This window comes from Vogesella indigofera (assembly GCF_028548395.1).
Classification (GTDB): Bacteria; Pseudomonadota; Gammaproteobacteria; order Burkholderiales; family Chromobacteriaceae; genus Vogesella; species Vogesella indigofera_A.
This window is the reverse complement of sequence record NZ_JAQQLA010000004.1, coordinates 292752-318846: the sequence shown is the minus strand read 5'-3', so window position 1 is coordinate 318846 and position 26095 is coordinate 292752. Positions and strand designations below refer to the sequence as shown.

Below are 26095 nucleotides of genomic sequence, written 5' to 3'. Positions count from 1 at the left end.
ACTTTCAGAAATTACTGAAAATTGGAAAACGACATGAACCTGCCACCCCTGATTCAATCCTTCGTGCTGCATTTCGGCGAAATGGGCAGCCACTGGGGCATCAACCGCACCGTGGGCCAGATCTACGCCTTGCTGTACGTCTCCGACAAACCGCTCAACGCCGACGACATCGTCGAGGCCATCGGCTGTTCGCGCTCCAATACCAGCATGGCGCTGAAGGAGCTGCAGGCGTGGCGGCTGGTCAAGCTGCAGCACCTGCCGGGTGATCGCCGCGAGTACTTCTCCACCCCGGACGACGTGTGGGCGATCTTCAAGACCCTGGCCGAGGAGCGGCAGAAGCGCGAGGTGGAGCCGACGCTGACCATGCTGCGCGGCGCGATCATGGAAACGCCGTCCGGCGACGCCGAGCGCCACGCCCAGGCGCGCATGAACGAGATGTACCAGCTGATCGAGCTGGTGACCAAGTGGTTCGCCGACATCCGCGACATGGACGTGGACACGCTGCAGAAGCTGATGAAGCTGGGCAGCCAGGTGCAGAAGGTGCTGCAGTTCACGCAGAGCATCGGCCGCCTGACCGGCCGCGACAGCAACCGTAATGCCGACGCGGAGGCCTGAACATGGACAGCTTCGACCCGCTGACGCTGGCGCGCATCCAGTTTGCGGCCAACATCAGTTTCCACATCCTGTTTCCCACCATCAGCATCGCCATGGGCTGGGTGCTGCTGTACTTCAAGACCCGCTTCGACCGCAGCGGCGACGTGGCGTGGCTGGACGCCTACGGCTTCTGGGTCAAGATCTTCGCGCTGACCTTCGCGCTGGGGGTGGTGTCTGGCATCACCATGAGTTTCCAGTTCGGCACCAACTGGCCGGGCTATATGCAGAAGGTCGGCAACGTGGCCGGGCCGCTGCTGGCCTACGAGGTGCTGACCGCGTTCTTCCTGGAGGCCACCTTCCTCGGCGTGATGTTGTTCGGCCGCTCGCGGGTGAGCAACCGCGTGCACACGCTGGCCACCTTCCTGGTGGCGTTCGGCACCACGGTGTCGGCGTTCTGGATCATCGCGCTGAACTCGTGGATGCAGACCCCGGCTGGCGTCAGCGTGGTGGACGGCAAGGTACACGTACAAAGCTGGCTGGCGGTGATCTTCAACCCGTCGATGCCGTATCGCCTGACGCACATGCTGCTGGCCTCCGGCCTGACGGTGGCCTTCCTGGTGGCCGGGGTGTCGGCCTACCGCTGGCTGCGCGGCGACCGCGCTGGCGGCGTGCGCTATGCGCTGAAGACCGGCGTCACCCTGGCCGCCATGCTGATCCCGCTGCAGATCCTTGTCGGTGATGCGCACGGGCTGAACACCTTCCACCACCAGCCGGCCAAGCTGGCGGCGATCGAGGGCGTGTGGCACACCGAGCGCGGTGCGCCGCTGCTGCTGTTCGCGCTGCCGGACGAGGCGACGCAGTCCAACCGATACGCGCTGGGCATTCCCAAGCTGGCCAGCCTGATCATCACCCACCAGCCGGAGGGCGAGATTCGCGGTCTGAACGAGTTTGCCGGCGCCCATCCGCCGGTGGCCAAGGTGTTCTGGAGTTTCCGCGTGATGGTGGCGGTGGGCGTGGCGATGCTGCTGGCCAGCTGGCTGGCGGCGTGGCAGCTGCGCCGCCGTGGTGAACCGGCGCCGTGGCTGAGTCGCGTGCTGGTGGCGATGACCTTCTCTGGCTGGCTGGCGACGCTGGCCGGCTGGTACGTGACCGAGATCGGCCGCCAGCCGTGGCTGGTGACCGGCATCCTGCGCACCGCCGATGCGGCCTCCACGGTGGGCGGCGGCATGATCCTGTCCACCTTGCTGATGTACCTGGCGCTTTACGCGGTGCTGCTGGCGAGCTACGTGTCGGTGGTGTTCTATCTGGCGAAGAAGGCCGGCCAGCCGGTTGCGGCCAACCTTGAAGGAGTCTCGGCATGAATGCGGAACTGTGGTTGCCGGTGATCTTTGCCGGCCTGATGGCCATCTCCTTGCTGGCCTACGTGATCCTCGACGGCTACGACCTCGGCGTCGGCGTGCTGCTGCCGCTGGGTAGCGACAGCCAGCGCGACACCATGATCGCCAGCATCGGCCCGTTCTGGGATGCCAACGAAACCTGGCTGGTGCTGGGCGTCGGCCTGCTGCTGGTAGCGTTTCCGATGGCGCACGGCATCATCCTCGGCGAGCTGTACCTGCCGGTGGCGCTGATGCTGCTGGGGCTGATCCTGCGCGGCGTGGCCTTCGACTTTCGCGTCAAGGCGCAGGCGCACCACCAGCCGGCGTGGAACGCCGCCTTTGCTGCCGGCTCGCTGCTGGCGGCGCTGAGTCAGGGCGTGATGCTGGGGCGTTACCTGACCGGCTTCGCCCCCGGCGCGGCGGCGTGGGGCTTTGCGCTGCTGGCCGGCGCCGGGCTGACCGCCGGCTATGTGCTGCTGGGCGCCGGCTGGCTGATCATGAAAACCGAGGGCGAGCTGCAGCAGCGTGCCACGCGCTGGGCGCAGCGCGCGCTGCTGGGCACCGGCCTCGCGGTGGCCGCGGTGTCGATCGCCACCCCGCTGGCAAGCGCCCGCATCGCCGCCAAGTGGTTCCTGCTGCCGGACTTCCTGCTGCTGTTGCCGCTGCCGCTGATCACGCTGGCGCTGTTCGTGCTGCTGGCCGTTAGCCTGCCAAGGTTGGCCGCAAGGCAGGCGGCCGGGCGCGACAGCTTCTGCTGGCTGCCGTTTGCCGCCACCGTCGGCATCGTGCTGTTGTCGTTCTGGGGGCTGGCCTACAGCGTGTTCCCGGAGATCGTCATCGGCCGGCTGAGCATCTGGCAGGCGGCCAGCGACGCGGAGGCGCTGTGGGTGATCCTGATCGGCGCCGCGGTGGTGCTGCCGGCCATCATCGGCTACACCGTGTTTGCCTACCGCGTGTTCTGGGGCAAGGCGCGCGAACTGAGCTATTCCTGAGGGGAGGGCGGCAGCGGGCTGTCGCTTTCCGGTGGGTGCCTCGCGGCGGATTGACCTGTATCAAAGTCCCTGTCAAGGGTAGGGGTAAGATCAAATTTATCCTGATTAGATACCGGAACCACCGGGAGGAGCTTGAAATGGAACTGTGGAAACAACTGCTCTCTGACGACGTCGGCCTGCTGAGTGTCATCACCATCGGCGTCACTTCGGTGATCGTCACCACCATCATCGTGATGTTCATCAAGAAGGTGAAAAACAGCGACCGCAAGTAAGCGCGACGCCGATTTCCGCAAAAAGGGTACGACCACGGTCGTACCCTTTTTCATGGCTGTGCGATTGACTGGCAACACCCCGCAAACCCGTTAAGCCCGGGCGCGCCGCCGCCGATCGTCGCGGCAGCACGCCGCGGCGGCGCAAGGCCGGACCGCGAGTGTTGCTTGCGGCGCCTTAGTGGCGGGCCAGCCGCTGCAGCCGCATCACACCGACCGGTTCTTCCGCCTGCAGCGGCACGATTGCCCAGCGCCGCGCGTGCTGCCGTGCCACCAGCTCGATCTGCGCCAGCTCGTTGCCGGCACGCTGTTGCAACAGCGGCGACTGCGGCCGCGCCAGCGCCAGGCTGTTGTTGATCAGCCAGGCCCACGGCTCGATGCCGGCGCGGCGCAGGTCGGCCTGCAGGTTGGCCGCCTCCAGCACCGGCGTGGTCTCCGCCAGCGTCACCAGCAGCACCTTGGTCTGCACCGGGTCCTGCAGCTGCATCATCGGCGTGGTGAAGTGCAGCCCCTTGCTGCCCATCTGCCGTGCTACCTCGCGGTGATAGGCGCCGGTGGCGTCCAGCAGCAGCAGGGTGTGGCCGGTGGGCGCGGTGTCCATTACCACGAACTGCCTGCCGGCACTGCGGATGATGCGGGAAAAGGCCTGGAACACGGCGATTTCCTCGGTGCACGGCGAGCGCAGGTCTTCTTCCAGCATCGCGCGGCCGGCGGCATCCAGATGCTTGCCCTTGCTGGCCAGCACCTGTTCGCGGTAGCGCGCGGTTTCCGCCTGCGGGTCGATGCGGCTGAGCTGCAGCGTGGGCAGCGCGCCGGCCACGGTTTCGGCGAGATGGGCGGCCGGGTCGGAGGTGGTCAGGTGCACGGCGTGGCCGCTGCTGGCCAGCTCCACCGCCACCGCGGCGGCCAGTGTGGTCTTGCCGACACCGCCCTTGCCCATCAGCATGATCAGGCCGTGGCCGTCACGCGCCAGCTCGTCGACTAGGCTGGCCAGATCCGGCGCCGGCGGCGGGGCGGGCGCGGCCACCGGCGCGCCGGCCGGTGTGCTGGCGGCCGGTTGCAGCAGTGCCTGCAACGCCGCCACCCCGACCAGATTGAACGGCAGCAAGGGCAGCAGGTCGCGCGGCAGCGCCTGTAGTGACTCTGGCATTGCCGCCAGGGCCGACTGCTCGCGTTGCCAGAGTGCGCGCGCCAGCGGATCGTCGCCGACCGCCTGCTGCGGCAGCACGCCATTGAGTACCAGATACTGCTGCTGTAGGCCGAGGGCGGCCAGTTCGCCTTGCGTGCGCGCCACCTCGCGCAGCGTCGCCGGCTGCGGCCGTGCCACCAGGATCAGCCGCGTCCTGCTGCCATCGGCCAGCGCGGCCACCGCCGCCTGGTACTGGCTGCGCTGCTTGTCGAGGCCGGCCAGCGGCCCGAGGCAGGAGGCATCGCCCTTGCCGGCTTGCAGGAAGCCGCTCCAGGCACCGGGGAGCTGCAACAGGCGGATGGTGTGGCCGGTGGGCGCGGTATCGAACACGATGTGCTGGTATTGCCGCTGCAGTGCGGCATCGGTGAGCAGGGCGGTGAATTCGTCAAAGGCGGCGATCTCGGTGGTGCAGGCGCCGGACAGCTGTTCGGTCAGGCTGTTGACCTCGGCGTCCGGCAGTACGCCGCGCAACGGGGTGATGATGCGGTCGCGGTACTGCTGCGCCGCCGCCTGCGGGTCGATCTCCAGTGCCGACAGCCCGGCGACGCTGTCGATGGTGGTGATGCGGTTGCCGATCGCGGTGCCGAATACCTGGCCGACATTGGAGGCCGGATCGGTGCTGACCAGCAGCACGCGCTTGCCTTGCGCCGCGAGATGGATGGCGCTGGCGCAGGCCAGCGAGGTTTTGCCGACACCGCCTTTGCCGGTGAAAAACAGGAAGGGTGGGGCCTGGTCGAGAAAGTGCATGGGCAACCTTTCGGCAGTGCGGCCGGCAACGCCAGCGGCGGGCGGGCAGCGTGGGGGAGGGGTTCACTACAGCATGGCAGATGCGCGGCGCGGCGGCAGTGATCGCCGTCAACTGCGCGCCACAAACGGCAAAAGCCGGAAGTGCTGGGTAGCACTTCCGGCTTTCTGATTCTGGTCGGGGTGAGAGGATTCGAACCTCCGGCCTCTACGTCCCGAACGTAGCGCTCTACCAGGCTAAGCTACACCCCGAATGCTGTGTATTTTAGCCAGCTTGCCGGCCAAAGAAAAGCCCCCTGCCGCGGTGTGGCTTCCGCCTGTGCGCCAGTGCCGGCGCTGCCGGCAGCGATTTTTCCGGCAAAACAAGGCCTTAGCCACCACCGCGCGGGCGGGCTCAGGGCGCGGCTTTTTTCTTGCGTCCGCGCGGGGTTTTCTGCTGGCTTTCCTGGGCGCGATACCACGCCTCCAGCGCTTCCTCCGCGTTCATCACGTGCTGGCGCAAAAAGGCCGCCGCGCTGATGGCGTCCTTCTGCTTGCACAGCTCCAGCAGCTGCGTGTGTTCGCGGTGGGCGCGGTCGTTGAAGCCGGTGAGCAGGATCTGCATCCGCGTGTAGCGGTCGGTGCGGTTGTGCAGCTGTTCGATGATGGCCAGCGTCTGCGGCCGGCTGGCGGCGCGGTACAGCGCGAGGTGGAACTGCGCGTTGAGGATGCCCCAGGCGCTGATGTCCTTGTCGCGCAGCGCGGTCTCGAAGCGGGCGAGCAGCGCCTCGGCCTCGGCGATGTCGGCGCTGGTCTGGCGCGGGATCGCCTCCAGCAGCACGTCGCACTCCAGCAGCACGCGCACGCGCAGCAGCTCGACGATTTCCGGCAGCGACAGCTGTGACACCACCGCGCCCTTGTTGTCCTCGATATTGACCAGCCCTTCCGCTTCCAGCTGGCGCAGCGCCTCGCGGACCGGAACCCGGCTCATGCCCAGCTCGCGCGACAGCGCTTCCTGGCGCAGCTGGCTGCCGTCCGCCCATTCGCCGGCCAGGATGCGCTGGCGGATGGCGTCGGTGGCGACGGTGGTGAGTGACAGCGGTGCGCTGTCCTTGCTTTCCTGACTCATGGTGACCTCTTTCATGCAGGCGCTACCTTACCATAGCTGGCCGGCCGGCCACGCGCTTGTCATTGCTGGCAGCGACAAAAAAGCGCCCCGCAGGGCGCAAGGTGCAGTCAGGGGCGCCTGCACGCAGAGCAAGCGTTACAGGCCGAGATAGCTGGTCTTGACCGTGGTGTAGAACTCCGCGGCGTAGCGGCCCTGCTCGCGCGGGCCGTGGCTGGAGCCTTTGCGGCCGCCAAACGGCACGTGGTAGTCCACGCCGGCGGTGGGCAGGTTGACCATCACCATGCCGGCCTCGGCATGACGGCGGAAGTGGGTGGCCAGCGCCAGCGACTGGGTGCAGATGCCGGCGGCCAGCCCGAACGGCGTGTCGTTGGCCAGCGCCAGCGCGTGCTCGTAGTCGTCGGCGCGCAGCACCGCCGCCACCGGGCCGAAGATCTCCTCGCGGCTGATGGTCATCTCAGGCGTGCAGCCGGCAAACAGCGCCGGCGACTGGTAATAGCCGCGAGTGGCCAGCGTCAGCCGCTCGCCGCCGCACAGCAGGCTGGCGCCGTCGGCCAGACCTTTTTCCACATAGGACAGATTGCCGGCCAGCTGCGCTTCGCTGGCCACCGGGCCGATCTGGCTGGCGCTGTCCAGCGCGTGACCGACACGCAGCGCCGCCGTGCGCTCGGCCAGACGCGCGACGAAGGCGTCGTGGATGCCATGGCAGACGATGATGCGGCTGCTGGCGGTGCAGCGCTGGCCAGTGGAATAGAACGCACCGTTGATCGCACACTCCACCGCCTGCTCCAGCTGCGCGTCGTCGGCGATCAGCAGCGGGTTCTTGCCGCCCATTTCCAGCTGTACCTTGATGCCGCGCGCCGCGCAGTCTGCGGCCAACCTTTGTCCGGTGGCCTGCGAGCCGGTAAAGCTCAGCGCGTCGATGCCGGCATCCAGCAGTGCCGGCCCCAGCACGCGGCCGCTGCCCATCACCAGGTTGAACACCCCGGCCGGCAGCCCGGCGCGGTGCAGGATGTCGGCCAGCGCCCAGGCCGAGCCCGGCACCAGCTCGGCCGGCTTCATCACCACGCAGTTGCCGAACGCCAGCGCCGGCGCGGCTTTCCACGCCGGAATCGCAATCGGGAAGTTCCACGGCGTGATCAGCCCCACCACGCCCACCGGCTCGCGGCTGATCAGCACTTCCACCCCGGGGCGTACCGAGTCCAGCAGTTCGCCCTGCTGGCGCAGCGCCTCGCCGGCGAAAAACTTGAAGATCTGGCCGGCGCGCGCCACCTCGCCGATGGCTTCCGGCAGCGTCTTGCCTTCCTCGCGCGCCAGCAGGGTGCCCAGCTCGATCTTGCGCGTCAGGATCTCGCTGCCGGCGGCATCGAGGATGTCGGCGCGCTGCTGCGGCGTGCTGCGCGACCAGGCCGGAAAGGCGGCGCGGGCGGCGGCGACCGCGTCGCGCATGTCGGTGACAGAGGCGCTGGCGTAGTCGCCGACCACGTCGTCGAGGTCGGACGGATTACGGTTGACGATGGCCGGCTGTCCGCCGCGCCACTCGCCGTTGATCAGGTTGCAATGCATGGAAACTCCCGGTGGCTGCCGGCAGGCGGCAGCGCGCATCCGCCGCAGGGGCGGGCCTATGGACAGGAAGGCCGCCGGCCATGGCGGCCATGGCGGCCATGGCCGGCGGCTGGCGGCCAAGGTTGGCCGCAACGGCTTACAGCGTCGGCAGCGCCGGACGGCTGGCGAGGCCGGCCTCGATCACCGCCGCCACGCGCTCGCGCTCGGCGCCGACCAGCGGCAGGCGCGGCGCGCGTACATGCTCGGTGCCGACGCCGACCATCGCTTCGCACAGCTTCAGGTTCTGCACCAGTTTCATCGACACATCCAGGTGCAACAGCGGTGCGAACCAGCGGTAGATGGCGCGCGCTTCTTCCACGCGGCCAGCCTTGGCCAGCTTGTAGATGGCCACGGTCTCTTTCGGGAACGCCACCACCAGGCCGGCGACCCAGCCGTCGGCGCCCATCACGATGCTTTCCAGCGCCAGGTCATCCACGCCGCTGAAGATGGCGAAGCGGCTGCCGACCGCGTTGATCACGTTGGTCAGGGTGCGGATGTCGCCGCTGGATTCCTTGATCGCCACGTACTTCGGTTCCGCCGCCATTTCCGCGTACATCTCCGGGGTGATGTTCACGCCGTAAGCGATCGGGTTGTTGTAGATCATGATCGGCAGCGGGCTGGCATCGGCCACGCGCTGGTAGTGGTTGAGCGTTTCGCGCACGTCGGACACGTAGCGCATCGCCGGCAGCAGCATGATGCCGTCGGCACCGGCGGTGTGTGCCGCCTGGGCCAGCGCGGCGGCGGCGCGGGTGCTGTCCTCGGCCACGGTCAGCAGCACCGGCTTGTTGCCGGCGACTTCCTTGGCCGCCTTCAGGATGGTGATCTTTTCGTCGGCGGTGAGGGTGGAGGCTTCGCCCAGCGAGCCGCAGACGATGATGCCGTCGGCGCCGCATTCCAGCTGCCACTTGATGTGATTCACGGTGCCGGCGAGATCCAGCGATTCGTCGGCGTGGAATTTGGTGGTGACAGCGGGGAAAACGCCAGTCCAGAGATGTGCCATGAAGTGTGCTCCTTGCGGGTGTGCTGCAGCCGGGTGCTGCGTTCGGTTCCCATGCTAGGACTTTTTGTATCCAATCCTCAAGCTTTTTTGTATGCAATGTTTGCATTTTGTCGCGGCGGCAAAATGCTGCGCTGCGGCTGTGTTTTTTTGCGACAACGGCTGTAAGTGTTGATTTTATTGGATATATTCCGGTTTTTGGTGGGTGACGACAGCGGGTGGTAACTGTGTCATTTCGGCGCAATGCATTCAGTTATTGCATTCAAAACGTCAAAATCCTACAGTGGGTTCAACGCAAGCAAGGAGCAAACGTGATGGCAGTGACAGAATTTGAATGCATAGACGGCCACACCTGCGGCAACCCGGTGCGGTTGGTCACCAAGGGCGCGCCGGCGCTGAATGGCAACACCCAGGCCGAGCGCCGGCTGGACTTCCTGGCCCGCTACGACTGGATGCGCACCGGCCTGATGTACGAGCCGCGCGGCCATGCACAGATGTCCGGCGCCTTTCTGTACCCCCCCACCCGTGACGACTGCGACGTGGCGGTGCTGTACATCGAAACCAGCGGCTGCCTGCCGATGTGCGGCCACGGCACCATCGGCGTGGTCACCATGGCCATCGAGCACGGTATCGTTACCCCGAAGACCCCGGGCGTGCTGAATCTGGACACCCCGGCCGGCAAGGTGGTGGCCGAGTACACCCAGCTTGGCCGCAAGGTGAAATCGGTGAAGCTCACCAATGTGCCGTCCTTCCTGTTCATGAAGGACGTGGAGGTGGAGATCGCCGCGCTGGGCAAGCTGAAAGTGGACATCGCCTACGGCGGCAACTTCTACCCCATCGTGGAAGCGCAGCAGAACTACCGCGACATGGCCGACTACACCCCGGCGCAGCTGGTGGCGATGGGCAACGAGCTGCGCGACTACATCAACGCAAACTATGAAATAGTCCACCCGCTGGATGCCAACATCCGCGGCGTGCGCCATGTGCAGTGGACCGGCGCGCCGAAGACGCCAGGCTCGCATGCGGCCAACGCCGTGCTGTACGGCGCGGCGGCACTGGACCGCTCGCCATGCGGCACCGGCACCTCGGCACGACTGGCGCAGCGCTACGGCCGCGGGCTGATGAAGAAGGGCGACGTGCTGGTGCACGAGAGCATCATCGGCAGCCAGTTCACCGGCACCATCGAGGCGGAATGCGAAGTCGCCGGCATCCCGGCCATCATCCCCGGCGTCGCCGGCTGGGCGATCACCACCGGCTACAACCGCATCCTGCTGGACGACGCCGACCCGTACGTGCACGGCTTCGTGGTGGCCTGATGATGAGCGCACCGCGAGACAACACACTATTGCAGCCGGCGATGACGGCCGGCGGCCGGCACGTGATCGTGGTCGGCGCCGGGATTGTCGGCATCGCCACCGCGCTGCAGCTGCGCCTCGCCGGTTGTGCGGTGACGCTGCTCGACCGCGGCGAGCCGGCGATGGAAACCAGCTACGGCAATGCCGGCGCCTTCGCGGTGAGCGACATCATTCCGCTGGCCGAGCCGGGGGTGCTGCGCAAGGTGCCGGGCTGGATGTTCGATCCGCTGGGGCCGCTGGCACTGCGCTGGCGCTACCTGCCCAGCCTCACGCCGTGGCTGCTGCGCTTTCTGGCCGCCAGCCGCCCAAGCAAGGTAGCCGAGCTGACCCGCCAGCTGAGCGCGCTGCTGTCGCGGGTGAATGCCGACTACGCGCCGCTGATCGAGCGCGCCGGGCTGGGTCACCTGTGGCGCCGCCACGGCAACCTCACCCTGTACCGCAGCGAAGCGGAATTCCGCGCCGCCGCCGGCGCCTGGCACAGCAAGCGCCTGCACGGTGTCGAGTGGCGCAAGCTGGCGCGCGCCGAGCTGGCCGCCCTCGCGCCGCAGATAGCCGACGAGTGGCAGGTGGCGGTGCAGGTGCCGCAGTGGTCGCACGTCGATGACCCGTACACCTTCAGCCGCGGCCTGTTCGATGCCTTCATCCGCGAAGGCGGCCGTTTCATCCAGGACGAGGTGCTGGCCACCGCGGCCAACGTTGGCCGCATCGTCGGCGTGGACACCGCCAGTAATGGCCGGCTGCAGGCCGACACGGTGGTGATCGCCTGCGGCGTGTGGAGCGACCGCTTTGCCCGCCAGCACCGCTGCCGCCTGCCGCTGGAAAGCGAGCGCGGCTACCACGTCACCCTGCCCAATGCCGGCGTGGCGCTGCACCACTTCATCCAGTGCGCCAGCGAGAGCTTCGTGATCCTGCCGATGGCGAACGGCGGCCTGCGCCTGGCCGGCACCGTCGAGCTGGCGCACCGCGACGCGCCGCCGGACTGGCAGCGCGCCCACATCCTGATCGAGCGCGCCCGCCGCATCGTCGGCGACTTCAGCACCGAGGGCATGAGCGTGTGGATGGGCAACCGCCCGTCGCTGCCGGACACTCTCCCGGTGATCGGCCCGGCACCGGATTGCGGCGGCCTGTACTTCGCCACCGGCCACGGCCACCTTGGCCTGACGCTGGCGGCCACCACCGGCGCACTGCTGACCGAGCAGATCTGCGGCCAGGCCTGCAGCCTGGACGCCAGTGCCTATCGCCCGGACCGTTTTTGAGCCGCACCGTTTTTGCCGCCGTGCCCCGGCACGGCGGCTGGTTTGTAGTGGATGAGGCGTTGCTAACAACATCCCGCAGGGCACCTGAGCCAAGGCGCGCCGACGCAGACAGTACATTTCGTACGGCAAGGAGGCGCAACGCAGGATCAGGGATGTTGTGAGTGACGCCAAGCGCGGCACCAAGACCGCAAGACAGACCTTGGGCAACAAACAGCCGCCTTTGCGGCCAACCTTCAGTCGTGAACACAAAGGAGAAACAGCATGAAGCATTCCATCGCACCACGCGCACTGCATCTGGTCCTGGCACTGGGCGGCATGATGGCCCCGTTCGCCATCAGCGCGGCACAGGCCGACACCGTGGTGAAACTCGGCTTTTCCTCGCCGCTGTCCGGCCCGCAGGCGCACTACGGCAAGGACAACGAGAACGCCACCCGCCTGGCCATCGACGACCTCAACGCCAAGCCGATCACCATCGGCGGCCAGAAGGTGAAGTTCGAGCTGGTGTCCGAGGACGACCAGGCCGACCCGCGCGTCGGCACCCAGGTGGCACAGCGGCTGGTCGATGCCGGCGTGAAGGCGGTGATCGGCCACTTCAACTCCGGCGTGTCGATTCCGGCCTCGCGCATCTACTCCGATGCCGGCATCCCGCAGCTGTCGGTGTCCACCAACCCGGCCTACACCACCGCCGGCTACAAGACCGCGTTCCGTCTGGTCGGCAGTGACAGCCAGGTCGGCGGCTCGCTCGGCCGCTACGCGGTGATGCAGCTGAAAGCGCAGCGCATCGTGGTGATCGACGACCGCTCCGCCTACGGCCAGGGCATCGCCGACGAGTTCATCAAGTCGCTGCAGACCATGGGCAAGAAGCCGGTGAAGCGTGAATACACCAGCGACAAGGCCACCGACTTCACCGCCATCCTCACCGCGCTGAAGGCGCAGAACCCGGACGTGGTGTTCTACGGCGGCGCCGACGCGCAGGCGGCACCGATGGCGCGGCAGATGAAGCGCCTGGGTATCAACGCCAAGCTGATGGGCGGCGACATGCTCAGCACGCCGACCTTCATCAAGTTGGCCGGTGCCGACTCCGCCGGCCACTACTCGGCGGTGCCGGGTGGCGAGCTGGGTTCGCGTCCGGCCGGCCGCGACTTTGAAGCCCGCTACAAGGCGCGCTTCAAGCAGGAAGTGGTGCTGCTCGGGCCGCAGTTCTACGACGGCGTGATGATCGTGGCGGACGCGATGAAGCGCGCCAACTCCACCGAGCCGGCCAAGTTCCTGCCGCTGATCGCCAAGACCGGCTACAAGGGCGTCACCGCTGACTTCAGCTTTGACGGCATGGGCAACCTGAAGAACGCGCCGGTGACCATCTCGGCGGTGGAAGGCAACGACTGGAAGGTGAAGACCGTGGTGCAGTAAGCACAGTGGCGCGTCGCCGCTGGTTGTGTGTCATGCGCCGCGGCGGCGCGTCGTTGTGGAGGTACCGCTGGCGGCCGGCCGTGCCGGCGCTGGCGCTTGCAGTTGCATTTGGGGCCGGCGCAAGCCGGCCACTTTTTTAGTGGAGAGAGTCCGATGTCCCTTGTTTCCCCCTTGCCCGTGCTCGACGCCGCCGCCACCCAGGCGCGGCTGCCGATGGCGCAACTATGCCGCCAGCTGGCGCAGGCCGTCGCCGAGCTGGCCGCTGGCCACATCCACAGCCCGGAGCGGCAGGCACTGCCGCTGCCCGAAGGCGGCACCCTGCTGTCGATGCCGGCCAGCGCCGCCGACATCGCCATCCACAAGCTGGTCAACGTCTGCCCGCACAACGCCGGGCTGGGCCTGGCCACCATCCACGGCGTGGTCAGCGTCTACGATGCGGTCAGCGGCGTGCCGCAGCTGCTGCTGGACGGCCCCACCGTCACCGCGCGCCGCACTGCCGCGGTATCGCTGCTGGCGATCCAGGCCCTGCTGCCGCAGTCGCCGCGCCACGTGGCGCTGGTGGGCACAGGCAAACAGGCGCGCGCCCATGCCGCGGCACTGGCCGAAACCTGGCCCGGCCTGCGCGTGGACATCCACAGCCGCAGCGCAGACAGCGCCGCCACCGCCTGCCAGCAACTGGCCCACCTGCCGCTAGAGCTCAGCCCCAAGGTTGGCCGCATCGACGACAGCGCCGAGGTGGTGATCCTGCTTACCACCAGCCGCAGCCCGCTATACAACGAGCCGGCGCGCGCCGGCCGGCTACTGATCGGCACCGGCGCCTTCCGCCCGGAGATGGCCGAGCTGGGGCCGACCAGCATCGCCGGTAGCCAGCTGTTCTGCGACGACGTGCCCGGCGCCCGCCACGAAGCCGGCGACCTGATCCAGGCCGGCGTGGACTGGGCGCAAGTACACAGCCTGGCCGACGCGCTGGCCGGCCGCTTCGACCCCGCCGCGCCCAAGCTGTTCAAGAGTGTGGGCAGCGCCGCCTGGGACCTGGCCGCCGCCCGCTGCGCACTGGCCACCAGCCAACAGGAGCAACAGCCATGAACTGGCAGACCCGCACCTTCGACACCATCGAAATGCACACCGGTGGCGAGCCGGTGCGCATCATTCCCGGCCTGTATGACGACATCCACGGCGCCGACATCCTGGCCAAACGCCGCGACATGCGCGAGCGGCTGGACGGTGTGCGCCGCCTGCTGATGTTCGAGCCGCGCGGCCACTACGACATGTACGGCGCGGTGCTGGTGCGCCCCAGCCTGCCCGGCGCCGATCTGGCGGTACTGTTCATCCACAACGAGGGCTACAGCACCATGTGCGGCCACGCGGTGATCGCGCTGGCGCGCTACGCGGTGGAGCACGGCCTGGTGCCGCGCAGCGCGCCGCTGACGCGGGTCGGCATCGAATGCCCGTGCGGGCTGGTAACCGCTTGGCTGGCGGAGGACGGCAGCGTCAGCTTCGACAGCGTGCCGGCGTTCGCCTTCGCGCTCGACCACCCAGTGCACGTGCCCGGCATCGGCAAGATCAACGTCGACATCGGCTACGGCGGCGCTTTCTACGCGGTGATGTCTGCGGTCAAGCTTGGCGTGTCGCTGGACGGCCGCCTGCGCGACGTGGTGGATGCCGCCAGCGCGCTGTCCGAGGCGGTACGGCGCAGCATCAGCGTGCGCCACCCGGAAGCCGAGGACCTGGGCTTTCTGTACGGCAGCATCCTCACCGACGGCGTGGAGCGCGCCGGCGACGGCCCCAGCCGCAATGTGTGCGTATTCGCCGATGCCGAAGTGGACCGCAGCCCCACCGGCTCCGGCGTCACCACCCGCATGGCGCTGCGCCACGCCCGTGGCCTGGTGGCAGTGGGCGAAGCTTGCGTGTTCGAGAGCCTCACCGGCGCGCGCTTTAGCGCCAGCGTGAACGGCGCGGCCAACCTGCCCGGCCACGATGCAGTCACCGTCCGCGTATCCGGCCGCGCCCACTACAGCGGCAAAGCCAGCTGGACACTGGAAGCGGACGACGACATCGGGCGGGGGTTTCTGCTGCGCTAGGGTGAGCCAGCGCCGGTACGGGGACGGCGTTGGCCATTCAGCGGCAGGCAGGGGGAAGCGGTTCCCGACGTGGGGGCAGGGCGCCTTAGTCGCCAGCACGATATCGATTGCAGTTATTCGGATTGCAGCGTGGCCGACATTCCCATAATTTGGGCACCCCGTTGCCTGTGGATACCGCTACCGCCATGACTGCCGCCTCTTATCCTGCTCTTGATTATCCCGCTCTTGCCCAGCCGTTTACCCCGACCGACAGCGATGCCGCGCTGCCGGCCAGTGCCGATGTGGTCATTATCGGCAGCGGGGTGATCGGCATCTGCGCCGCGCTGGAGCTGGCGGCACAGGGGCTGCAGGTGGCGGTGCTGGAAAAGGGGCTGATCGCCGCCGAACAGTCCAGCCGCAACTGGGGTTGGGTGCGCCAGCAAGGCCGCGACCGGCGCGAGCTGCCGCTGATCGTGCACAGTCTGGCGCGCTGGGAGCAACTGCAGCACAGCACGGGCAGCGATCTGGGCTTTCGTCGCACCGGGCTGCTCAGCCTGACGCGCGACGCGAAGGAACTGGCGCGCTGGCAACGCTGGGCGGTGCGCGGGCGTGCCGCCGGCATCGAGGTGCAGGAACTGGACGCGGCCGCGGCCGAGGCGCTGCTGCCGTCGATTGCCGCGCCGTGGCTGGGCGGCATCGCCACCCCGGACGACGCCCGTGCCGAGCCGGGCGTGGCGGTGCCGGCACTGGCCGCCGCCGCGCGTCGCGCCGGGGTCAGCCTGCACCAGCACACGGCCGCCCGCACGCTGTTGCTGGAGCAGGGCGCGGTGGCCGGCGTGATCACCGAGCACGGCACCATTCGTAGCCATTCGGTGTTGCTGGCGGCCGGGGCGTGGTCATCGCTGTTCTTGCGCCAGCATGGTGTCAGGCTGCCGCAATTGACGGTGCGCGCCACCGTGGCGCGTACGTCGGCCTGCGCCGCCATCGTTGCCGGCACCTTCTGCTCCACTGATTTCTGCCTGCGGCGGCGGCTGGACGACGGTTTTACCCTGACGCTGCGCGAGGACGAGATCTTTGACCTGGAGCCGGACAGTTTCCGTTTCCTTGGCGATTTTGCTCCGCTGCTCTGGCGCAACTGGCGCCAGATCAAGCTGCGTGCCGGGCTGGGGCATTTTGTCAGCAGCTGGCGGCGGCAGCGTACCCGCACGCCGCAACAGCGCTCTGCATTCGAAATCGAGCGCATCTACAACCCGGCACCGGACACCACGGTCGCGGACCGGGCCTTGCAGCGCCTGAAGCACGGCCGGGCGCAGATGGCCGAAACCACGCTCGCCGCCAGCTGGGCCGGGCGCATCGATCTCACTCCGGATCTGGTGCCGGTGATTTCGCCGGTGGCCAGCCTGCCGGGGCTGGTGCTGGCGACCGGTTTCAGCGGACACGGTTTCGGCATCGGCCCCGGGGCCGGGCGGCTGGCGGCAGACTTGCTGCGCGGCGCGCCGCCGGTGGTCGATCCGGCACCGTTTCGCCTGTCGCGCTTCAGCGACGGCAGCCCGTTGTTCATCGACCCGGATGTGATCTAGCGCCGGCCGCCTCGCCGCGCTGCGGCTGGCGCACTAGCCGGCGCCGCAAACAAAACACCCCCGGCCGTGAGGCGCGGGGGTGTTTGGTGCTGGCGGCCAAGGTTGGCCGCAGCGGGGATTACTTGACGTGCTTGCCGATGATGGGCAGCAGCTGGCCCAGCACTTTTGGCGGGGCGGCGACGATGTCGCCGCTTTCCAGCCAGGTCTGCTCGCCGTGCATGTCGGTGACGATGCCGCCTGCCTCTTGCACGATCAGGCTGCCGGCGGCGATGTCCCACGGCTTGAGGTTGAATTCGAAGAAACCGTCAACGCGGCCGATGGCGACGTTGCACAGGTCCAGCGCGGCGGAGCCTTCGCGGCGGGCGCCGGCAGTCTTGCCCAGCACGTCCTTCAGGATGGCCAGATGGGTGTCGAGCATGCTCTGGTCCACGACCGGGAAGCCGGTGGAGATCAGGCATTCGTTCATGTTGATGCGCTTGGAGACGCGGATGCGACGGTCGTTCATGAACGAGCCAACGCCGCGGCTGGCGGAGTACAGTTCGTTGCGGTTCGGGTCGTAGACCACGGCTTGCTGGATCTGGCCGCGATGCGCCATCGCGATGGAGATGCAGTATTGCGGGTGGCCGTGCAGGAAGTTGGTGGTACCGTCCAGAGGGTCGATGATCCATTCGTATTCGGACTCGCCGATGCCTTTGGCGCCGGACTCTTCTGCTAGAATCGCGTGCTTCGGATAGGCTTCCATGATCACATCAATGATCGCTGCTTCGGCGGCACGGTCTACGTCGGAAACAAAGTCGTTGTGCTTCTTGTTTTCGACACGAACGGATTCCATGTTCAGCGATGCTCGCTGGATGATGTTGCCCGCACGGCGTGCTGCTTTGATGGCGATGGTGAGAATTGGATGCATTGATAGCCTCTGAATGAATCATCTGGGCAGGCGCGCGGGCGGGGTCGCCACGGCGCGGCTGCCATATCACTGGTCGATGTTAAGGAACAAAAAAACCCCGCGCGGTGCGGAGTTTTTGAATAAACCGCGATTCTACGCAAAAGTAGCCAATGAATAAACCCCAAGTACCTGATTTTTTGAAGAACATTCGCGTCGTGCTGGCGCGTCCCAGCCATCCGGGCAATATCGGCTCGGCGGCACGGGCGATGAAAACCATGGGCCTGACCCGGCTGTATCTGGTCGAGCCGAAGGCGTTCCCGCACGAGGAGGCCAATGTGCTGGCCTCCGGCGCGGTGGACGTGGTGGAAAACGCCATCGTGGTGTCCAGCCTGGCCGAGGCGCTGGCCGATGTCAGCGTCGCCTGCGCGCTGACCAGCCGCCGCCGCGAACTGTCCACCCCGCTGTCGACGCCGCGCGAGACCGCGCCGGAGCTGATGGCGCGGGCGCGTGACGGCGAGCAGGTGGCGCTGGTGTTCGGCAACGAGACTTTCGGCCTGTCCATCGACGAGGTGGAGCAGTGCAACCGGCTGGTGACGGTGCCGGGCAACCCGGACTACTTCTCGCTGAACCTGGCGATGGCGGTGCAGGTGATGACCTACGAGCTGTTCAGCCACAGCGGCGTCAGCGTCGACTACCTGAAGCCGGAAGACCGCAGCGCGACGCTGGGCGAGGTCGACAGCTTCTGCGGCCATCTGGAAGCGGCGATGGCCGACGTCGGCTATCTGGAGCATCGCAACAGCGAGCGCCTGCTGCGCCGCATGCGCACGCTGTTCCACCGCGCCGCGCTGCAGCGCGAGGAGATCGACATCCTGCGCGGCTTCTTCAAGCAGGCGCAGCGCTTTGCCGACGGCACGCTGCCGCCGCGCAAGAAAAGCGGCGACTGAGATGACGGCGGCCAACCTTGCGGCGCTGCACACGCCGGCGGTGCGCGACCTGGCCTGGCTGCTAACGTCGGCGTCGCCGTGGCAGGACAGCGCCGACATCGACCCGGCGCGGCTGCTGGGGGCGCAAGGTTGGCCGCAATTGCTGGCGCTGGACGCGGCGCCGCAGCCGCTGCTGGCGTATCTCGCGGCGCACCCGGTGCGGCGGCTGGGTTTCTACGCCGAGCGGCTGCTGGCGTTCTGGTTCGGCATCGCGCCGCACATCGAGCTGGTGGCGGCCAACCTGCCGGTGCGCGACGGCGGCAAGACGGTGGGTGAGTTCGACTTCCTGTTGCGCGTCGACGGTGCGCCGCTGCACCTGGAGGCGGCCAGCAAGTTTTATCTGCAGCTGGAAGACGGCGCCTGGGTCGGCGCCAGCCTGCGCGACGCGCTGCTGCTGAAGGCCTGCAAGACGCGGCAGCAGTTGCAGTTGTCGCGCCATCCGGCGGCCTGTCTGCCGGACGGTTTTGCCAACTGCGAGGTGGCGGCGCGTACCAGCGGCTGGCTGTTCTCGCCGCCGCAGGCAGCGGCGACAAGCTTGGCCGCACCGCTGAATGCAGAGGCCAATCGCGGCTGGTGGATCACGTGCGATGACGACTGGCCGCAGCAGGCGGCGGACAGTCGCTGGTGCCAGCTGTCGCGCCTGCGCTGGCTGGCGCCGGCCTTGCTCGATCGTGAGGACACGTTGTCGCTGGCCGAGCTGCAACTGGCCAGTCGGCAGTTTGCCGCGCCGCAGCTGGTGGCGGAGCTGCTGCCGCGTGGCGACGGCCGCTGGCAGGAAGTGGCGCGCGGTTTTGTCACGCCGCGCGACTGGCCGCAGCCGGCCCTGCTGTTGCCCTTGCTGGCACGGCTGGAGGCAGCATGAAAACGCTGTTGCTGGTGTACGCCAGCCAGAGCGGCCATACCCTGCAGCTGGCGGACGCCGCCGCGCGCGGCATCGCCCAGCTGGCGGAGGAGGTCAGCCTGCGGCAGCTGCCGGCGCTGCAGGCCGGCATCGACGACCTGCTGCACGCCGATGCCTTGCTGCTGGCGACGCCGGAAAACTTCGGCTACATGGCCGGCGCGCTGAAGGATTTTTTCGACCGCACTTACTACCCGGCGCAGGGCCGGGTCGACGGCCTGCCCTATGCGCTGCTGGTGTCGGCCGGCAACGACGGCCGCGGTGCGGTACAGGCGGTGGAGCGCATCGCGCGCGGCTATCCGCTGCAGCAGGTGCTGCCGCCGCTGATCGTGCGGGGCGAGGCGACGGCGGCGGATCTGGCGGCGGCGGAGGAGCTGGGTGCCACGCTGGCGGCGGGGCTGTCGATCGGCATGTACTGAGTGTTGCGGCCAACCTTGGCGCCGCCAACGGAACTGCCTCAGAATCTGTTCAATGTCTGCTGCGCTTCGGCGATACGGCGTTAAAAACGCCTTCGGAATGCTCATTTACTCCATGTAAACTCCGCTTCCTCAGTCGTTTTCGCCTTGTCTCGCTCTAGCTCGCGAGACTTTGAACAGGTTCTCAGGCCGAGGCAAAGAAAAAGCCACCGCAGGGGTGGCTTTGTTCGTAACGGGTGGCCGGCTCAGGGCGCGCTGGCTGCGGCGGCGCTGGCGTCGCCCGGGGCATTCCCCGCCGGGGCGCTGGCGTCCGGCTCGTCGACCAGATCGTCGATGTTCAGTTCTTCTTCCGCTTGCGGCTTGCCCTGCGACAGGCCCAGCTGGTGGGCGCGCATCTGCAGGAAGCCGTCACGCATGTAGCTGTAGCTGTCCAGCGCGGCGCCATCGACCATCTCTTCCAGTCCCAGCAGCTTTTCGCGGGTGTTGACCGCATTCAGTACCCGTGCCACGGTGGCCTGGGTGTGGGTGTGGAACACGCTGGTGGCCGGCTCCAGCGAGTTGCTGATCAGCATGCCGCTGCCGTCGCGCACGGTGGACGGCCCCAGCAGTGGCAGCACCAGGTAGCTGCTGTCCTGCCAGCCGTAGTGGGCGAAGGTGTCGCCCAGCGTCGCCTTGCTGCTCTTCAGCCCCATCGGCGTGGCGATGTCGATCAGGCCGAACAGGCCGAAGGTGCTGTTGAACGACACGCGCAGCACGTCGGTGAGCGCCAGTTCCGCCTTGCCCTGCAGGGTGTTGTTGGCGGCGCTGTACACGTCGCGCAGGTTGTCGAAGAAGTTGCCGACCCCGGTGCGCACCGGCTGGGGCGTCACCTGCTGGTAGGCCTGCGCCACCGGTTTCAGCACCGCCTTGTCCGCGGCGTCGTTGAAGCGGTAAACGGCACGGTTCAGCGGCTCCAGCGGATCCTGCGGATGGCTGGGGGTACTGGCACAGGCGGTCAGCAACAGGCAGCCGCCGACAACAAGCAGACGTTTCATGATCAGTTTTCCGGAGGCAGTTCCAGCAGCGGGGTCAGTTCGTAGAGCCGGGCCAGACCGTACAGGCCGGCCGGGATGTGGCTCAGCTTGATGTTGCGCGCGTCCTTGCGCCGGCGCAATGCCAGCAGCAAGGCCAGCGCCGCGGAGTCGCAGTGGCTGACACCGCCGAAGTCCAGCGTCATGGCACCGTTGACCAGCATCCTGTCCAGCTGCAGCTGGGTGTCGGCGACACTGTCCATGGTCAGCGCGCCGTCAAGGCGCACCACGCCGGTCTGGGTCTCGGTCAGCTTCATGCCGCCTTGGCACCGTTGTTCTTGTCCTGCAGCGACTTGATCAGGCCGTCGATGCCGCTCTTGCGCACCTGTTCGCCGAACTGGTTGCGGTAGATGGTGACCAGGCTGCCGCCTTCAACGGTGACGTTGAATACCTTCCAGCCCTGTGGCGTCTTGTACAGGGTGTAGTCGACGTTGATCGGCTTCTTTTCGGCCGAGCCCGGCAGCGTCACTTCCGACTTCACTACCGCCTCGCGGCCTTCGTTGTTGAGCAGCACGTTCGGCTTGATGTCGATCTGCGCGTTCTTGAAGCGGGTCATGGTGGCGGAGTAGGTGCCGACCAGCAGGGTCTCGAATTCCTTGGCCAGTTGCTGCTTCTGCGCCGGGGTGGCGGCGCGCCAGTCCTTGCCGACGGCCAGTGCGGTCATGCGCTGGAAGTCAAACTTCGGCGTCACCATGTTGATCAGCTGCTCGCGAACCTTGGCACTGTTCTTGCCATTGTCCTTGCTCAGCATTTCCAGTGCCTGGCGCGAGGTGTCACGTACCAGATCCACCGGGGTATCGGCGGCGTGGGCGATGCTGCTCAGACCGAACAGCATTGCAAAACAGGCAAACAGCTTTTTCATGATGGTTTTCCGTATCTCGGGTAACAAGGGCTTGGATGGTTTTTTCAGGGAGCAGTTTCCGCAGCGGCGGCATCGGCCGCTGCGGCTTTGTTGTTGCCTTCGGCAAAACTGGTCATGAACTTGCCGATCAGCTGTTCCAGCACCAGTGCCGACGAGGTCAGCTGCAGGCGGTCGCCGGGCTTCAGGTTTTCTTCCTCGCCGCCCTGTACCAGGCCGACGTACTGTTCGCCGAGCAGGCCGGCGGTGAGGATTTCGGCGCTGGTGTCACGGCTGAAGTGGTACTGGCCGTCCAGCGTCAGCGTGGCGCGGGCAACGTAGCGTTTGGTGTCCAGCTCGATATTGCTGACGCGGCCGACCACCACGCCGGACGATTTCACCGGTGCCTTCACCTTCAGGCCGCCGATATTGTCGAATTCGGCGATCAGGGTGTAGCTGTTGTTGTTGCTTTGCGGCGTCAGGTTGGCCACTTTCAGCGCCAGGAAGGTCACCGAGGCGAGACCGATGGCGACGAAGATGCCAACCCACAAATCAATGATGGAACGTTTCATGATGGCGAATTCCTAAAACATGAAGGCGGTCAGGACAAAGTCCAGCGCCAGGATAACCAGGGCCGAGGTCACCACGGTACGGGTGGTGGCAGAAGAGACGCCCGCGGCAGTGGGCGTGGCGTCAAAGCCTTCGAACACCGCGATCAGCGTTACCGCGATGCCGAAGAACAGGCTCTTGATCAGGCCGTTGATCACGTCGAAGTGCAGGTCGACGTTGTTCTGCATCTGCGACCAGAAGGTGCCTTCGTCCAGCCCGATCATCACCACGCCGACCAGATAGCCGCCGAAGATGCCCATCACGTTGAACAGCGCGGCGAGGATGGGCATCGAGATCACGCCGGCCCAGAAGCGCGGCGCCACCACGCGGGCGATCGGATCGACCGCCATCACGCTCATCGCTTCCAGCTGTTCGGTGGCCTTCATCAGGCCGATTTCGGCGGTCATCGCGCTGCCGGAGCGGCTGGCGAACAGCAGCGCGGCCAGCACCGGCCCCAGTTCGCGCAGCAGCGACAACGCCACCAGCGCGCCCAGCGCGTCGGCGGAGCCGAAGCGCGACAGCGTGTTGTAGCCCTGCAACCCCAGCACCATGCCGACGAACAGGCCGGACACCACGATGATGATCAGCGACAGCACGCCGGCGAAGTACACCTCGCGGATGGTGAGCTGGAAGCGCAGCAGGCTTTGCCCGGAGTGGGCGATGATGGCCAGCAGGAAGCGGCTCATCACGCCCAGCTTCCAGATGGCATTGATGGTGCTGTGGCCGAGTTTGCGCAGCGGTGCGAGCAGGTTGTCCAGCATCATGCGCCCTCCAGGCCGAAGCTGCCGGCCAGACTCTGCTGCGCCGGGTAGGCGAAATGCACCGGACCGTCGGCCTCGCCGTGAATGAACTGGTGTACCCACGGCGAGTCGGAGGCGCGTACCTCGTCCGGAGTCCCGGCGGCGGCGATCTTGCCGCCGGCGATGAAGTAGACGTAGTCGACGATTTCCAGCGACTTGTGCACGTCGTGGGTGACCATCACCGCCGAGGTGCCCAGCGCGTCGCTCAGCTTCTTGATCAAGAGCGCGATGGTGGCCAGCGAGATCGGGTCCAGCCCGGTGAACGGTTCGTCGTAGAGCATGATCTGCGGGTCGAGCGCGATGGCGCGCGCCAGCGCGATGCGGCGCGCCATGCCGCCGGAAAGCTCGGCCGGCATCAGCGCTTCGGTGCCGCGCAGGCCGACGGCGTGCAGTTTCATCAGCACCAGATCGCGCACCATCGCCGGGCTCAGCGAGGTGTGCTCGCGGATCGGGAACGCCACGTTGTCGAATACCGGCAGGTCGGTGAACAGCGCGCCAAACTGGAACAGCATGCCCATGCGGCGGCGGTGCTGGTACAGCTCGCGCTGGTTCATGCGGCCAACGTCGCGGCCGTCGACCAGTACCTGGCCCTGCTGGGCGCGGATCTGGCCGGAGATCAGCCGCAGCAGCGTGGTCTTGCCGCTGCCGCTGCCGCCCATGATGGCGACCAGCTGGCCACGGCCGATTTTCAGCGAGATGTCCTGCAGGATAAGACGGTCGCCATAGCCGAAGCTGACGCGGTTGAATTCGATGAAACTGTCGTTTTGCACGATGTGGTGGCGAGTCCTTGGGGGGAACAGGTAAGGGGATCGTGTTCACGATCCCCTCCGCTTTGTTCCTTATTCTACCTGCCTATGCTGCATGGCGCAAAAAGGCAGCGCCATGACGGGTGCAATTGTGGCAGGCCGGTGCACAGTGTGGCACCGGCGCCGGCTTATACGCCGCGCAGCAGTTCGTTGATGCTGGTCTTGCTGCGCGTCTGCGCGTCGACCTTCTTCACGATCACCGCGCAGTACAGGCTGTGGCTGCCGTCTTTCGATGGCAGGTTGCCGGACACCACTACCGAGCCCGGCGGGATGCGGCCGTAAGTGACTTCGCCGGTTTCGCGGTCGTAGATCTTGGTCGACTGGCCGATGTAGACGCCCATCGAGATCACTGAGCCTTCGCCGACGATCACGCCTTCCACCACTTCCGAACGCGCGCCGATGAAGCAGTTGTCTTCGATGATGGTCGGGTTGGCCTGCAGCGGCTCCAGCACGCCACCGATGCCGACGCCGCCGGAGAGGTGCACGTTCTTGCCGATCTGGGCGCAGCTGCCGACGGTGGCCCAGGTGTCGACCATGGTGCCTTCGTCAACGTAGGCGCCGATGTTGACGTAGGACGGCATCAGCACGGTGTTCTTGGCGATGAAGCTGCCCTTGCGCGCCACGGCGCCCGGTACCACGCGGAAGCCGGCGTCGGCGAAGCGCTGCTGGTTCCAGTCGTTGAACTTGGTGTCGACCTTGTCGAAATAGCGCGACACGCCGTCGTCCAGCACTTCGTTGTCGCGGATGCGGAACGACAGCAGCACCGCCTTCTTCACCCACTGGTTGACCACCCAGTCGCTGCCGTTCTTCTCGGCGACGCGCAGGGTGCCGGCGTCCAGTTCATTGATGACCTGTTCGATCGCCGACTTCAGTTCGACGGAGACGGTGGCCGGGGTGATCTCGGCGCGTTTTTCAAAAGCTTCTTCGATGAGGGCTTGAATCGGGTGCATTTGGCTCAGTCCTTTGGCAAGGTGGATTTCTACAGACATGATGGGTCTTCTGCTGGTTTGGTTGTTCGGTTGTGTTATTGCTTTTAGTGGTAGTGCTGCAAAAACTGTTCGATGCGCGCGGCGGCGGCGACGCATTCCGCCAGCGGCGCCACCAGCGCCAGGCGGACACGGCCGGCTCCGGGGTTGACGCCGTGCGCGTCGCGGGCAAGGAAGCTGCCGGGCAGCACGGTGATGTGCTGCTGCGCGAACAGGTCGCGGGCGAAGCGGGCATCGTCACCGCCGGGCACCGCCGCCCACAGGTAGAAGCCGGCGTCCGGCCGCGTAACGTCCAGCACCTGCGACAGGCGCGGAGTGACGGCGTCGAACTTGGCAGTATACGCGTCACGGTTGGCCGCCACATGCTCTTCGTCGTTCCAGGCGGCGATGCTGGCCTGCTGGATGGTGACGCTCATCGCGCTGCCGTGGTAGGTACGGTACAGCAGGAATTTTTCCAGCACTTTGGCATCGCCGGCGACAAAGCCGGAGCGCAGGCCGGGGGCGTTGCTGCGCTTGGACAGGCTGGTGAACATCACCAGCCGCTCGAAGCCGCGGCCGAGTTGTTGTGCCGCCTGCAGCCCGCCCAGCGGCGGGGTGCCGAAGTGGATCTCGGAGTAGCACTCGTCGCTGGCGATGATGAAACCGTAGCGGTCGGACAGCGAGAACAGTGTGTTCCAGTCGGCGAGCGACATCACCGCCCCGGTCGGATTGCCCGGGCTGCATACTACGACCACCTGCGTGCGCTGCCAGATGGCCTCCGGCACCGCCGCCCAGTCCGGCTGGTAACGGTTGGCGGCCAAGCAATTGACATAGTAAGGTTCGGCACCGGCCAGCAGCGCGGCGCCTTCGTAGATCTGGTAGAACGGGTTGGGCGAGATCAGCACCGGCTTTTGCTCGCCGCGCGGATCGATCACCGCCTGTACGAAGGAAAACAGCGCCTCGCGGCTGCCGCACACCGGCAGTACTTCACGGGCAGCATCCACGCTGACGCCGTAGCGGCGCTGCAGCCAGCCGGCGCAGGCGCCGCGCAGCGCGTCGCTGCCGAGGGTGGCCGGATAGGCGGCGAGGCCGTCCAGCGCGTCGATCAGCGCCTGTTTCACCACCGCTGGGGTCGGGTGCTTCGGCTCGCCGATCGACAGGTTGATGTGCGGCAGGTCGGCAGGAGGCGTCACGCCGGCCAGCAGGCCGCGCAAACGCTGGAACGGGTAGGGCTGCAACAGTTCGAGGTGGGGATTCAACGCCGCTTCCTTGCAATGCAACAAAACGACAAG

At 66.9% G+C, this 26095-nt stretch carries 26 protein-coding genes and 1 tRNA gene; 13 read left to right on the top strand and 14 right to left on the bottom strand.

Annotated features, from left to right (window positions below; all coding sequences use genetic code 11):
- Positions 1-33: 33 nt before the first annotated feature.
- The 4 genes from PQU89_RS07250 to PQU89_RS07235 all read left to right on the top strand — a co-directional run bounded on the left by PQU89_RS07250 (position 34) and on the right by PQU89_RS07235 (position 3234).
- Positions 34-615 (top strand): GbsR/MarR family transcriptional regulator, encoded by a 582-nt coding sequence (locus PQU89_RS07250; RefSeq protein WP_047966785.1) that lies wholly within the window; start codon positions 34-36, stop codon positions 613-615.
- 2 nt (positions 616-617) lie between these two features.
- Positions 618-1955: a cytochrome ubiquinol oxidase subunit I gene (locus PQU89_RS07245; protein ID WP_272765245.1), complete on the top strand. Its 1338-nt coding sequence runs from the start codon at positions 618-620 to the stop codon at positions 1953-1955.
- Positions 1952-2962, top strand: coding sequence for a cytochrome d ubiquinol oxidase subunit II (locus PQU89_RS07240; protein ID WP_272765244.1), 1011 nt, complete (start codon positions 1952-1954; stop codon positions 2960-2962). Before PQU89_RS07245 ends, PQU89_RS07240 begins: the two co-directional genes overlap by 4 nt.
- A gap of 137 nt (positions 2963-3099) precedes the next feature.
- Positions 3100-3234, top strand: coding sequence for a DUF3149 domain-containing protein (locus PQU89_RS07235; RefSeq protein WP_082133684.1), 135 nt, complete (start codon positions 3100-3102; stop codon positions 3232-3234).
- A gap of 175 nt (positions 3235-3409) precedes the next feature.
- Here PQU89_RS07235 and arsA read toward each other — a convergent pair whose 3' ends face one another.
- From arsA to PQU89_RS07210, 5 genes are all read right to left on the bottom strand, one after another.
- Positions 3410-5167: an arsenical pump-driving ATPase gene (gene arsA / locus PQU89_RS07230; RefSeq protein ID WP_272765243.1), complete on the bottom strand. Its 1758-nt coding sequence runs from the start codon at positions 5165-5167 to the stop codon at positions 3410-3412.
- Positions 5168-5339: 172 nt separating this feature from the next.
- Positions 5340-5416, bottom strand: a tRNA-Pro gene (locus PQU89_RS07225).
- 142 nt (positions 5417-5558) lie between these two features.
- On the bottom strand, positions 5559-6272 hold the full coding sequence (locus PQU89_RS07220) for a GntR family transcriptional regulator (protein WP_047966784.1): 714 nt from the start codon (positions 6270-6272) through the stop codon (positions 5559-5561).
- Between the two features lie 135 nt (positions 6273-6407).
- Positions 6408-7835 (bottom strand): aldehyde dehydrogenase family protein, encoded by a 1428-nt coding sequence (locus PQU89_RS07215; protein ID WP_272765242.1) that lies wholly within the window; start codon positions 7833-7835, stop codon positions 6408-6410.
- A gap of 136 nt (positions 7836-7971) precedes the next feature.
- Positions 7972-8874 (bottom strand): dihydrodipicolinate synthase family protein, encoded by a 903-nt coding sequence (locus PQU89_RS07210; RefSeq protein ID WP_272765241.1) that lies wholly within the window; start codon positions 8872-8874, stop codon positions 7972-7974.
- A gap of 311 nt (positions 8875-9185) precedes the next feature.
- On the opposite strand from PQU89_RS07210, the gene PQU89_RS07205 reads away from it, so the two are divergent.
- The 6 genes from PQU89_RS07205 (at position 9186) to PQU89_RS07180 (ending at position 16532) form a co-directional block, all read left to right on the top strand.
- Entirely contained in the window at positions 9186-10187 is a 1002-nt protein-coding gene (locus tag PQU89_RS07205) for a 4-hydroxyproline epimerase (RefSeq protein ID WP_272765240.1), read from the top strand.
- A 2-nt stretch (positions 10188-10189) separates the two neighbouring features.
- Entirely contained in the window at positions 10190-11482 is a 1293-nt protein-coding gene (locus PQU89_RS07200; RefSeq protein ID WP_272765239.1) for an NAD(P)/FAD-dependent oxidoreductase, read from the top strand.
- Between the two features lie 261 nt (positions 11483-11743).
- Positions 11744-12892 (top strand): branched-chain amino acid ABC transporter substrate-binding protein, encoded by a 1149-nt coding sequence (locus PQU89_RS07195; protein WP_272765238.1) that lies wholly within the window; start codon positions 11744-11746, stop codon positions 12890-12892.
- Between the two features lie 153 nt (positions 12893-13045).
- Entirely contained in the window at positions 13046-13978 is a 933-nt protein-coding gene (gene lhpI, locus PQU89_RS07190) for a bifunctional Delta(1)-pyrroline-2-carboxylate/Delta(1)-piperideine-2-carboxylate reductase (RefSeq protein ID WP_272765237.1), read from the top strand.
- On the top strand, positions 13975-14973 hold the full coding sequence (locus PQU89_RS07185) for a proline racemase family protein (RefSeq protein WP_272765236.1): 999 nt from the start codon (positions 13975-13977) through the stop codon (positions 14971-14973). The genes lhpI and PQU89_RS07185 overlap by 4 nt, the downstream gene beginning before the upstream one ends.
- A 185-nt stretch (positions 14974-15158) precedes the next feature.
- Positions 15159-16532, top strand: a complete 1374-nt coding sequence (locus tag PQU89_RS07180; RefSeq protein WP_272765235.1) for an NAD(P)/FAD-dependent oxidoreductase — start codon at positions 15159-15161, stop codon at positions 16530-16532.
- Between the two features lie 118 nt (positions 16533-16650).
- Here PQU89_RS07180 and PQU89_RS07175 read toward each other — a convergent pair whose 3' ends face one another.
- Entirely contained in the window at positions 16651-17439 is a 789-nt protein-coding gene (locus PQU89_RS07175) for an inositol monophosphatase family protein (RefSeq protein ID WP_272758113.1), read from the bottom strand.
- Between the two features lie 149 nt (positions 17440-17588).
- On the opposite strand from PQU89_RS07175, the gene PQU89_RS07170 reads away from it, so the two are divergent.
- From PQU89_RS07170 to PQU89_RS07160, 3 genes are read left to right on the top strand one after another with little or no spacing between them, the layout of a single operon-like run.
- Entirely contained in the window at positions 17589-18362 is a 774-nt protein-coding gene (locus PQU89_RS07170; RefSeq protein WP_120810456.1) for an RNA methyltransferase, read from the top strand.
- A gap of 1 nt (position 18363) precedes the next feature.
- On the top strand, positions 18364-19263 hold the full coding sequence (locus PQU89_RS07165) for a DUF1853 family protein (RefSeq protein WP_272765234.1): 900 nt from the start codon (positions 18364-18366) through the stop codon (positions 19261-19263).
- Complete coding sequence (locus tag PQU89_RS07160; RefSeq protein WP_272765233.1) at positions 19260-19718, top strand: flavodoxin family protein; 459 nt, start codon at positions 19260-19262, stop codon at positions 19716-19718. Before PQU89_RS07165 ends, PQU89_RS07160 begins: the two co-directional genes overlap by 4 nt.
- Positions 19719-19960: 242 nt before the next feature.
- On the opposite strand, the gene PQU89_RS07155 is transcribed toward PQU89_RS07160, so the two are convergent.
- From PQU89_RS07155 to dapC, 8 genes are all read right to left on the bottom strand, one after another.
- On the bottom strand, positions 19961-20749 hold the full coding sequence (locus PQU89_RS07155) for an MlaA family lipoprotein (protein WP_272765232.1): 789 nt from the start codon (positions 20747-20749) through the stop codon (positions 19961-19963).
- 2 nt (positions 20750-20751) lie between these two features.
- Positions 20752-21042 (bottom strand): STAS domain-containing protein, encoded by a 291-nt coding sequence (locus tag PQU89_RS07150; protein ID WP_272765231.1) that lies wholly within the window; start codon positions 21040-21042, stop codon positions 20752-20754.
- Positions 21039-21647: an MlaC/ttg2D family ABC transporter substrate-binding protein gene (locus PQU89_RS07145; protein ID WP_272765230.1), complete on the bottom strand. Its 609-nt coding sequence runs from the start codon at positions 21645-21647 to the stop codon at positions 21039-21041. The genes PQU89_RS07150 and PQU89_RS07145 overlap by 4 nt, the downstream gene beginning before the upstream one ends.
- A 44-nt stretch (positions 21648-21691) precedes the next feature.
- Positions 21692-22195 carry an outer membrane lipid asymmetry maintenance protein MlaD gene (mlaD, locus tag PQU89_RS07140; RefSeq protein ID WP_272765229.1) on the bottom strand — a complete coding sequence of 168 codons (504 nt, stop codon included), beginning with the start codon at positions 22193-22195 and terminating at the stop codon, positions 21692-21694.
- 12 nt (positions 22196-22207) lie between these two features.
- Positions 22208-22993, bottom strand: coding sequence for a lipid asymmetry maintenance ABC transporter permease subunit MlaE (mlaE, locus tag PQU89_RS07135; RefSeq protein ID WP_272765782.1), 786 nt, complete (start codon positions 22991-22993; stop codon positions 22208-22210).
- Entirely contained in the window at positions 22993-23805 is an 813-nt protein-coding gene (locus tag PQU89_RS07130) for an ABC transporter ATP-binding protein (protein ID WP_272765781.1), read from the bottom strand. The genes mlaE and PQU89_RS07130 overlap by 1 nt, the downstream gene beginning before the upstream one ends.
- Positions 23806-23966: 161 nt before the next feature.
- Positions 23967-24788, bottom strand: a complete 822-nt coding sequence (gene dapD / locus PQU89_RS07125) for a 2,3,4,5-tetrahydropyridine-2,6-dicarboxylate N-succinyltransferase (RefSeq protein ID WP_272765228.1) — start codon at positions 24786-24788, stop codon at positions 23967-23969.
- Between the two features lie 83 nt (positions 24789-24871).
- A complete protein-coding gene (gene dapC, locus PQU89_RS07120) occupies positions 24872-26062 on the bottom strand; it encodes a succinyldiaminopimelate transaminase (protein WP_272765227.1) in 1191 nt (396 codons plus the stop codon).
- Positions 26063-26095: the final 33 nt, after the last annotated feature.

Excerpts from the sequence above, each read along its gene's own strand:
- PQU89_RS07250 (WP_047966785.1), top strand. The coding sequence starts at position 34 with ATGAACCTGCCACCCCTGATTCAATCCTTCGTGCTGCATTTCGGCGAA.
- PQU89_RS07245 (WP_272765245.1), top strand. The coding sequence starts at position 618 with ATGGACAGCTTCGACCCGCTGACGCTGGCGCGCATCCAGTTTGCGGCC.
- PQU89_RS07240 (WP_272765244.1), top strand. The coding sequence starts at position 1,952 with ATGAATGCGGAACTGTGGTTGCCGGTGATCTTTGCCGGCCTGATGGCC.
- PQU89_RS07235 (WP_082133684.1), top strand. The coding sequence starts at position 3,100 with ATGGAACTGTGGAAACAACTGCTCTCTGACGACGTCGGCCTGCTGAGT.
- arsA (WP_272765243.1), bottom strand. The coding sequence starts at position 5,167 with ATGCACTTTCTCGACCAGGCCCCACCCTTCCTGTTTTTCACCGGCAAA.
- PQU89_RS07220 (WP_047966784.1), bottom strand. The coding sequence starts at position 6,272 with ATGAGTCAGGAAAGCAAGGACAGCGCACCGCTGTCACTCACCACCGTC.
- PQU89_RS07215 (WP_272765242.1), bottom strand. The coding sequence starts at position 7,835 with ATGCATTGCAACCTGATCAACGGCGAGTGGCGCGGCGGACAGCCGGCC.
- PQU89_RS07210 (WP_272765241.1), bottom strand. The coding sequence starts at position 8,874 with ATGGCACATCTCTGGACTGGCGTTTTCCCCGCTGTCACCACCAAATTC.
- PQU89_RS07205 (WP_272765240.1), top strand. The coding sequence starts at position 9,186 with ATGGCAGTGACAGAATTTGAATGCATAGACGGCCACACCTGCGGCAAC.
- PQU89_RS07200 (WP_272765239.1), top strand. The coding sequence starts at position 10,190 with ATGAGCGCACCGCGAGACAACACACTATTGCAGCCGGCGATGACGGCC.
- PQU89_RS07195 (WP_272765238.1), top strand. The coding sequence starts at position 11,744 with ATGAAGCATTCCATCGCACCACGCGCACTGCATCTGGTCCTGGCACTG.
- lhpI (WP_272765237.1), top strand. The coding sequence starts at position 13,046 with ATGTCCCTTGTTTCCCCCTTGCCCGTGCTCGACGCCGCCGCCACCCAG.
- PQU89_RS07185 (WP_272765236.1), top strand. The coding sequence starts at position 13,975 with ATGAACTGGCAGACCCGCACCTTCGACACCATCGAAATGCACACCGGT.
- PQU89_RS07180 (WP_272765235.1), top strand. The coding sequence starts at position 15,159 with ATGACTGCCGCCTCTTATCCTGCTCTTGATTATCCCGCTCTTGCCCAG.
- PQU89_RS07175 (WP_272758113.1), bottom strand. The coding sequence starts at position 17,439 with ATGCATCCAATTCTCACCATCGCCATCAAAGCAGCACGCCGTGCGGGC.
- PQU89_RS07170 (WP_120810456.1), top strand. The coding sequence starts at position 17,589 with ATGAATAAACCCCAAGTACCTGATTTTTTGAAGAACATTCGCGTCGTG.
- PQU89_RS07165 (WP_272765234.1), top strand. The coding sequence starts at position 18,364 with ATGACGGCGGCCAACCTTGCGGCGCTGCACACGCCGGCGGTGCGCGAC.
- PQU89_RS07160 (WP_272765233.1), top strand. The coding sequence starts at position 19,260 with ATGAAAACGCTGTTGCTGGTGTACGCCAGCCAGAGCGGCCATACCCTG.
- PQU89_RS07155 (WP_272765232.1), bottom strand. The coding sequence starts at position 20,749 with ATGAAACGTCTGCTTGTTGTCGGCGGCTGCCTGTTGCTGACCGCCTGT.
- PQU89_RS07150 (WP_272765231.1), bottom strand. The coding sequence starts at position 21,042 with ATGAAGCTGACCGAGACCCAGACCGGCGTGGTGCGCCTTGACGGCGCG.
- PQU89_RS07145 (WP_272765230.1), bottom strand. The coding sequence starts at position 21,647 with ATGAAAAAGCTGTTTGCCTGTTTTGCAATGCTGTTCGGTCTGAGCAGC.
- mlaD (WP_272765229.1), bottom strand. The coding sequence starts at position 22,195 with ATGAAACGTTCCATCATTGATTTGTGGGTTGGCATCTTCGTCGCCATC.
- mlaE (WP_272765782.1), bottom strand. The coding sequence starts at position 22,993 with ATGCTGGACAACCTGCTCGCACCGCTGCGCAAACTCGGCCACAGCACC.
- dapD (WP_272765228.1), bottom strand. The coding sequence starts at position 24,788 with ATGCACCCGATTCAAGCCCTCATCGAAGAAGCTTTTGAAAAACGCGCC.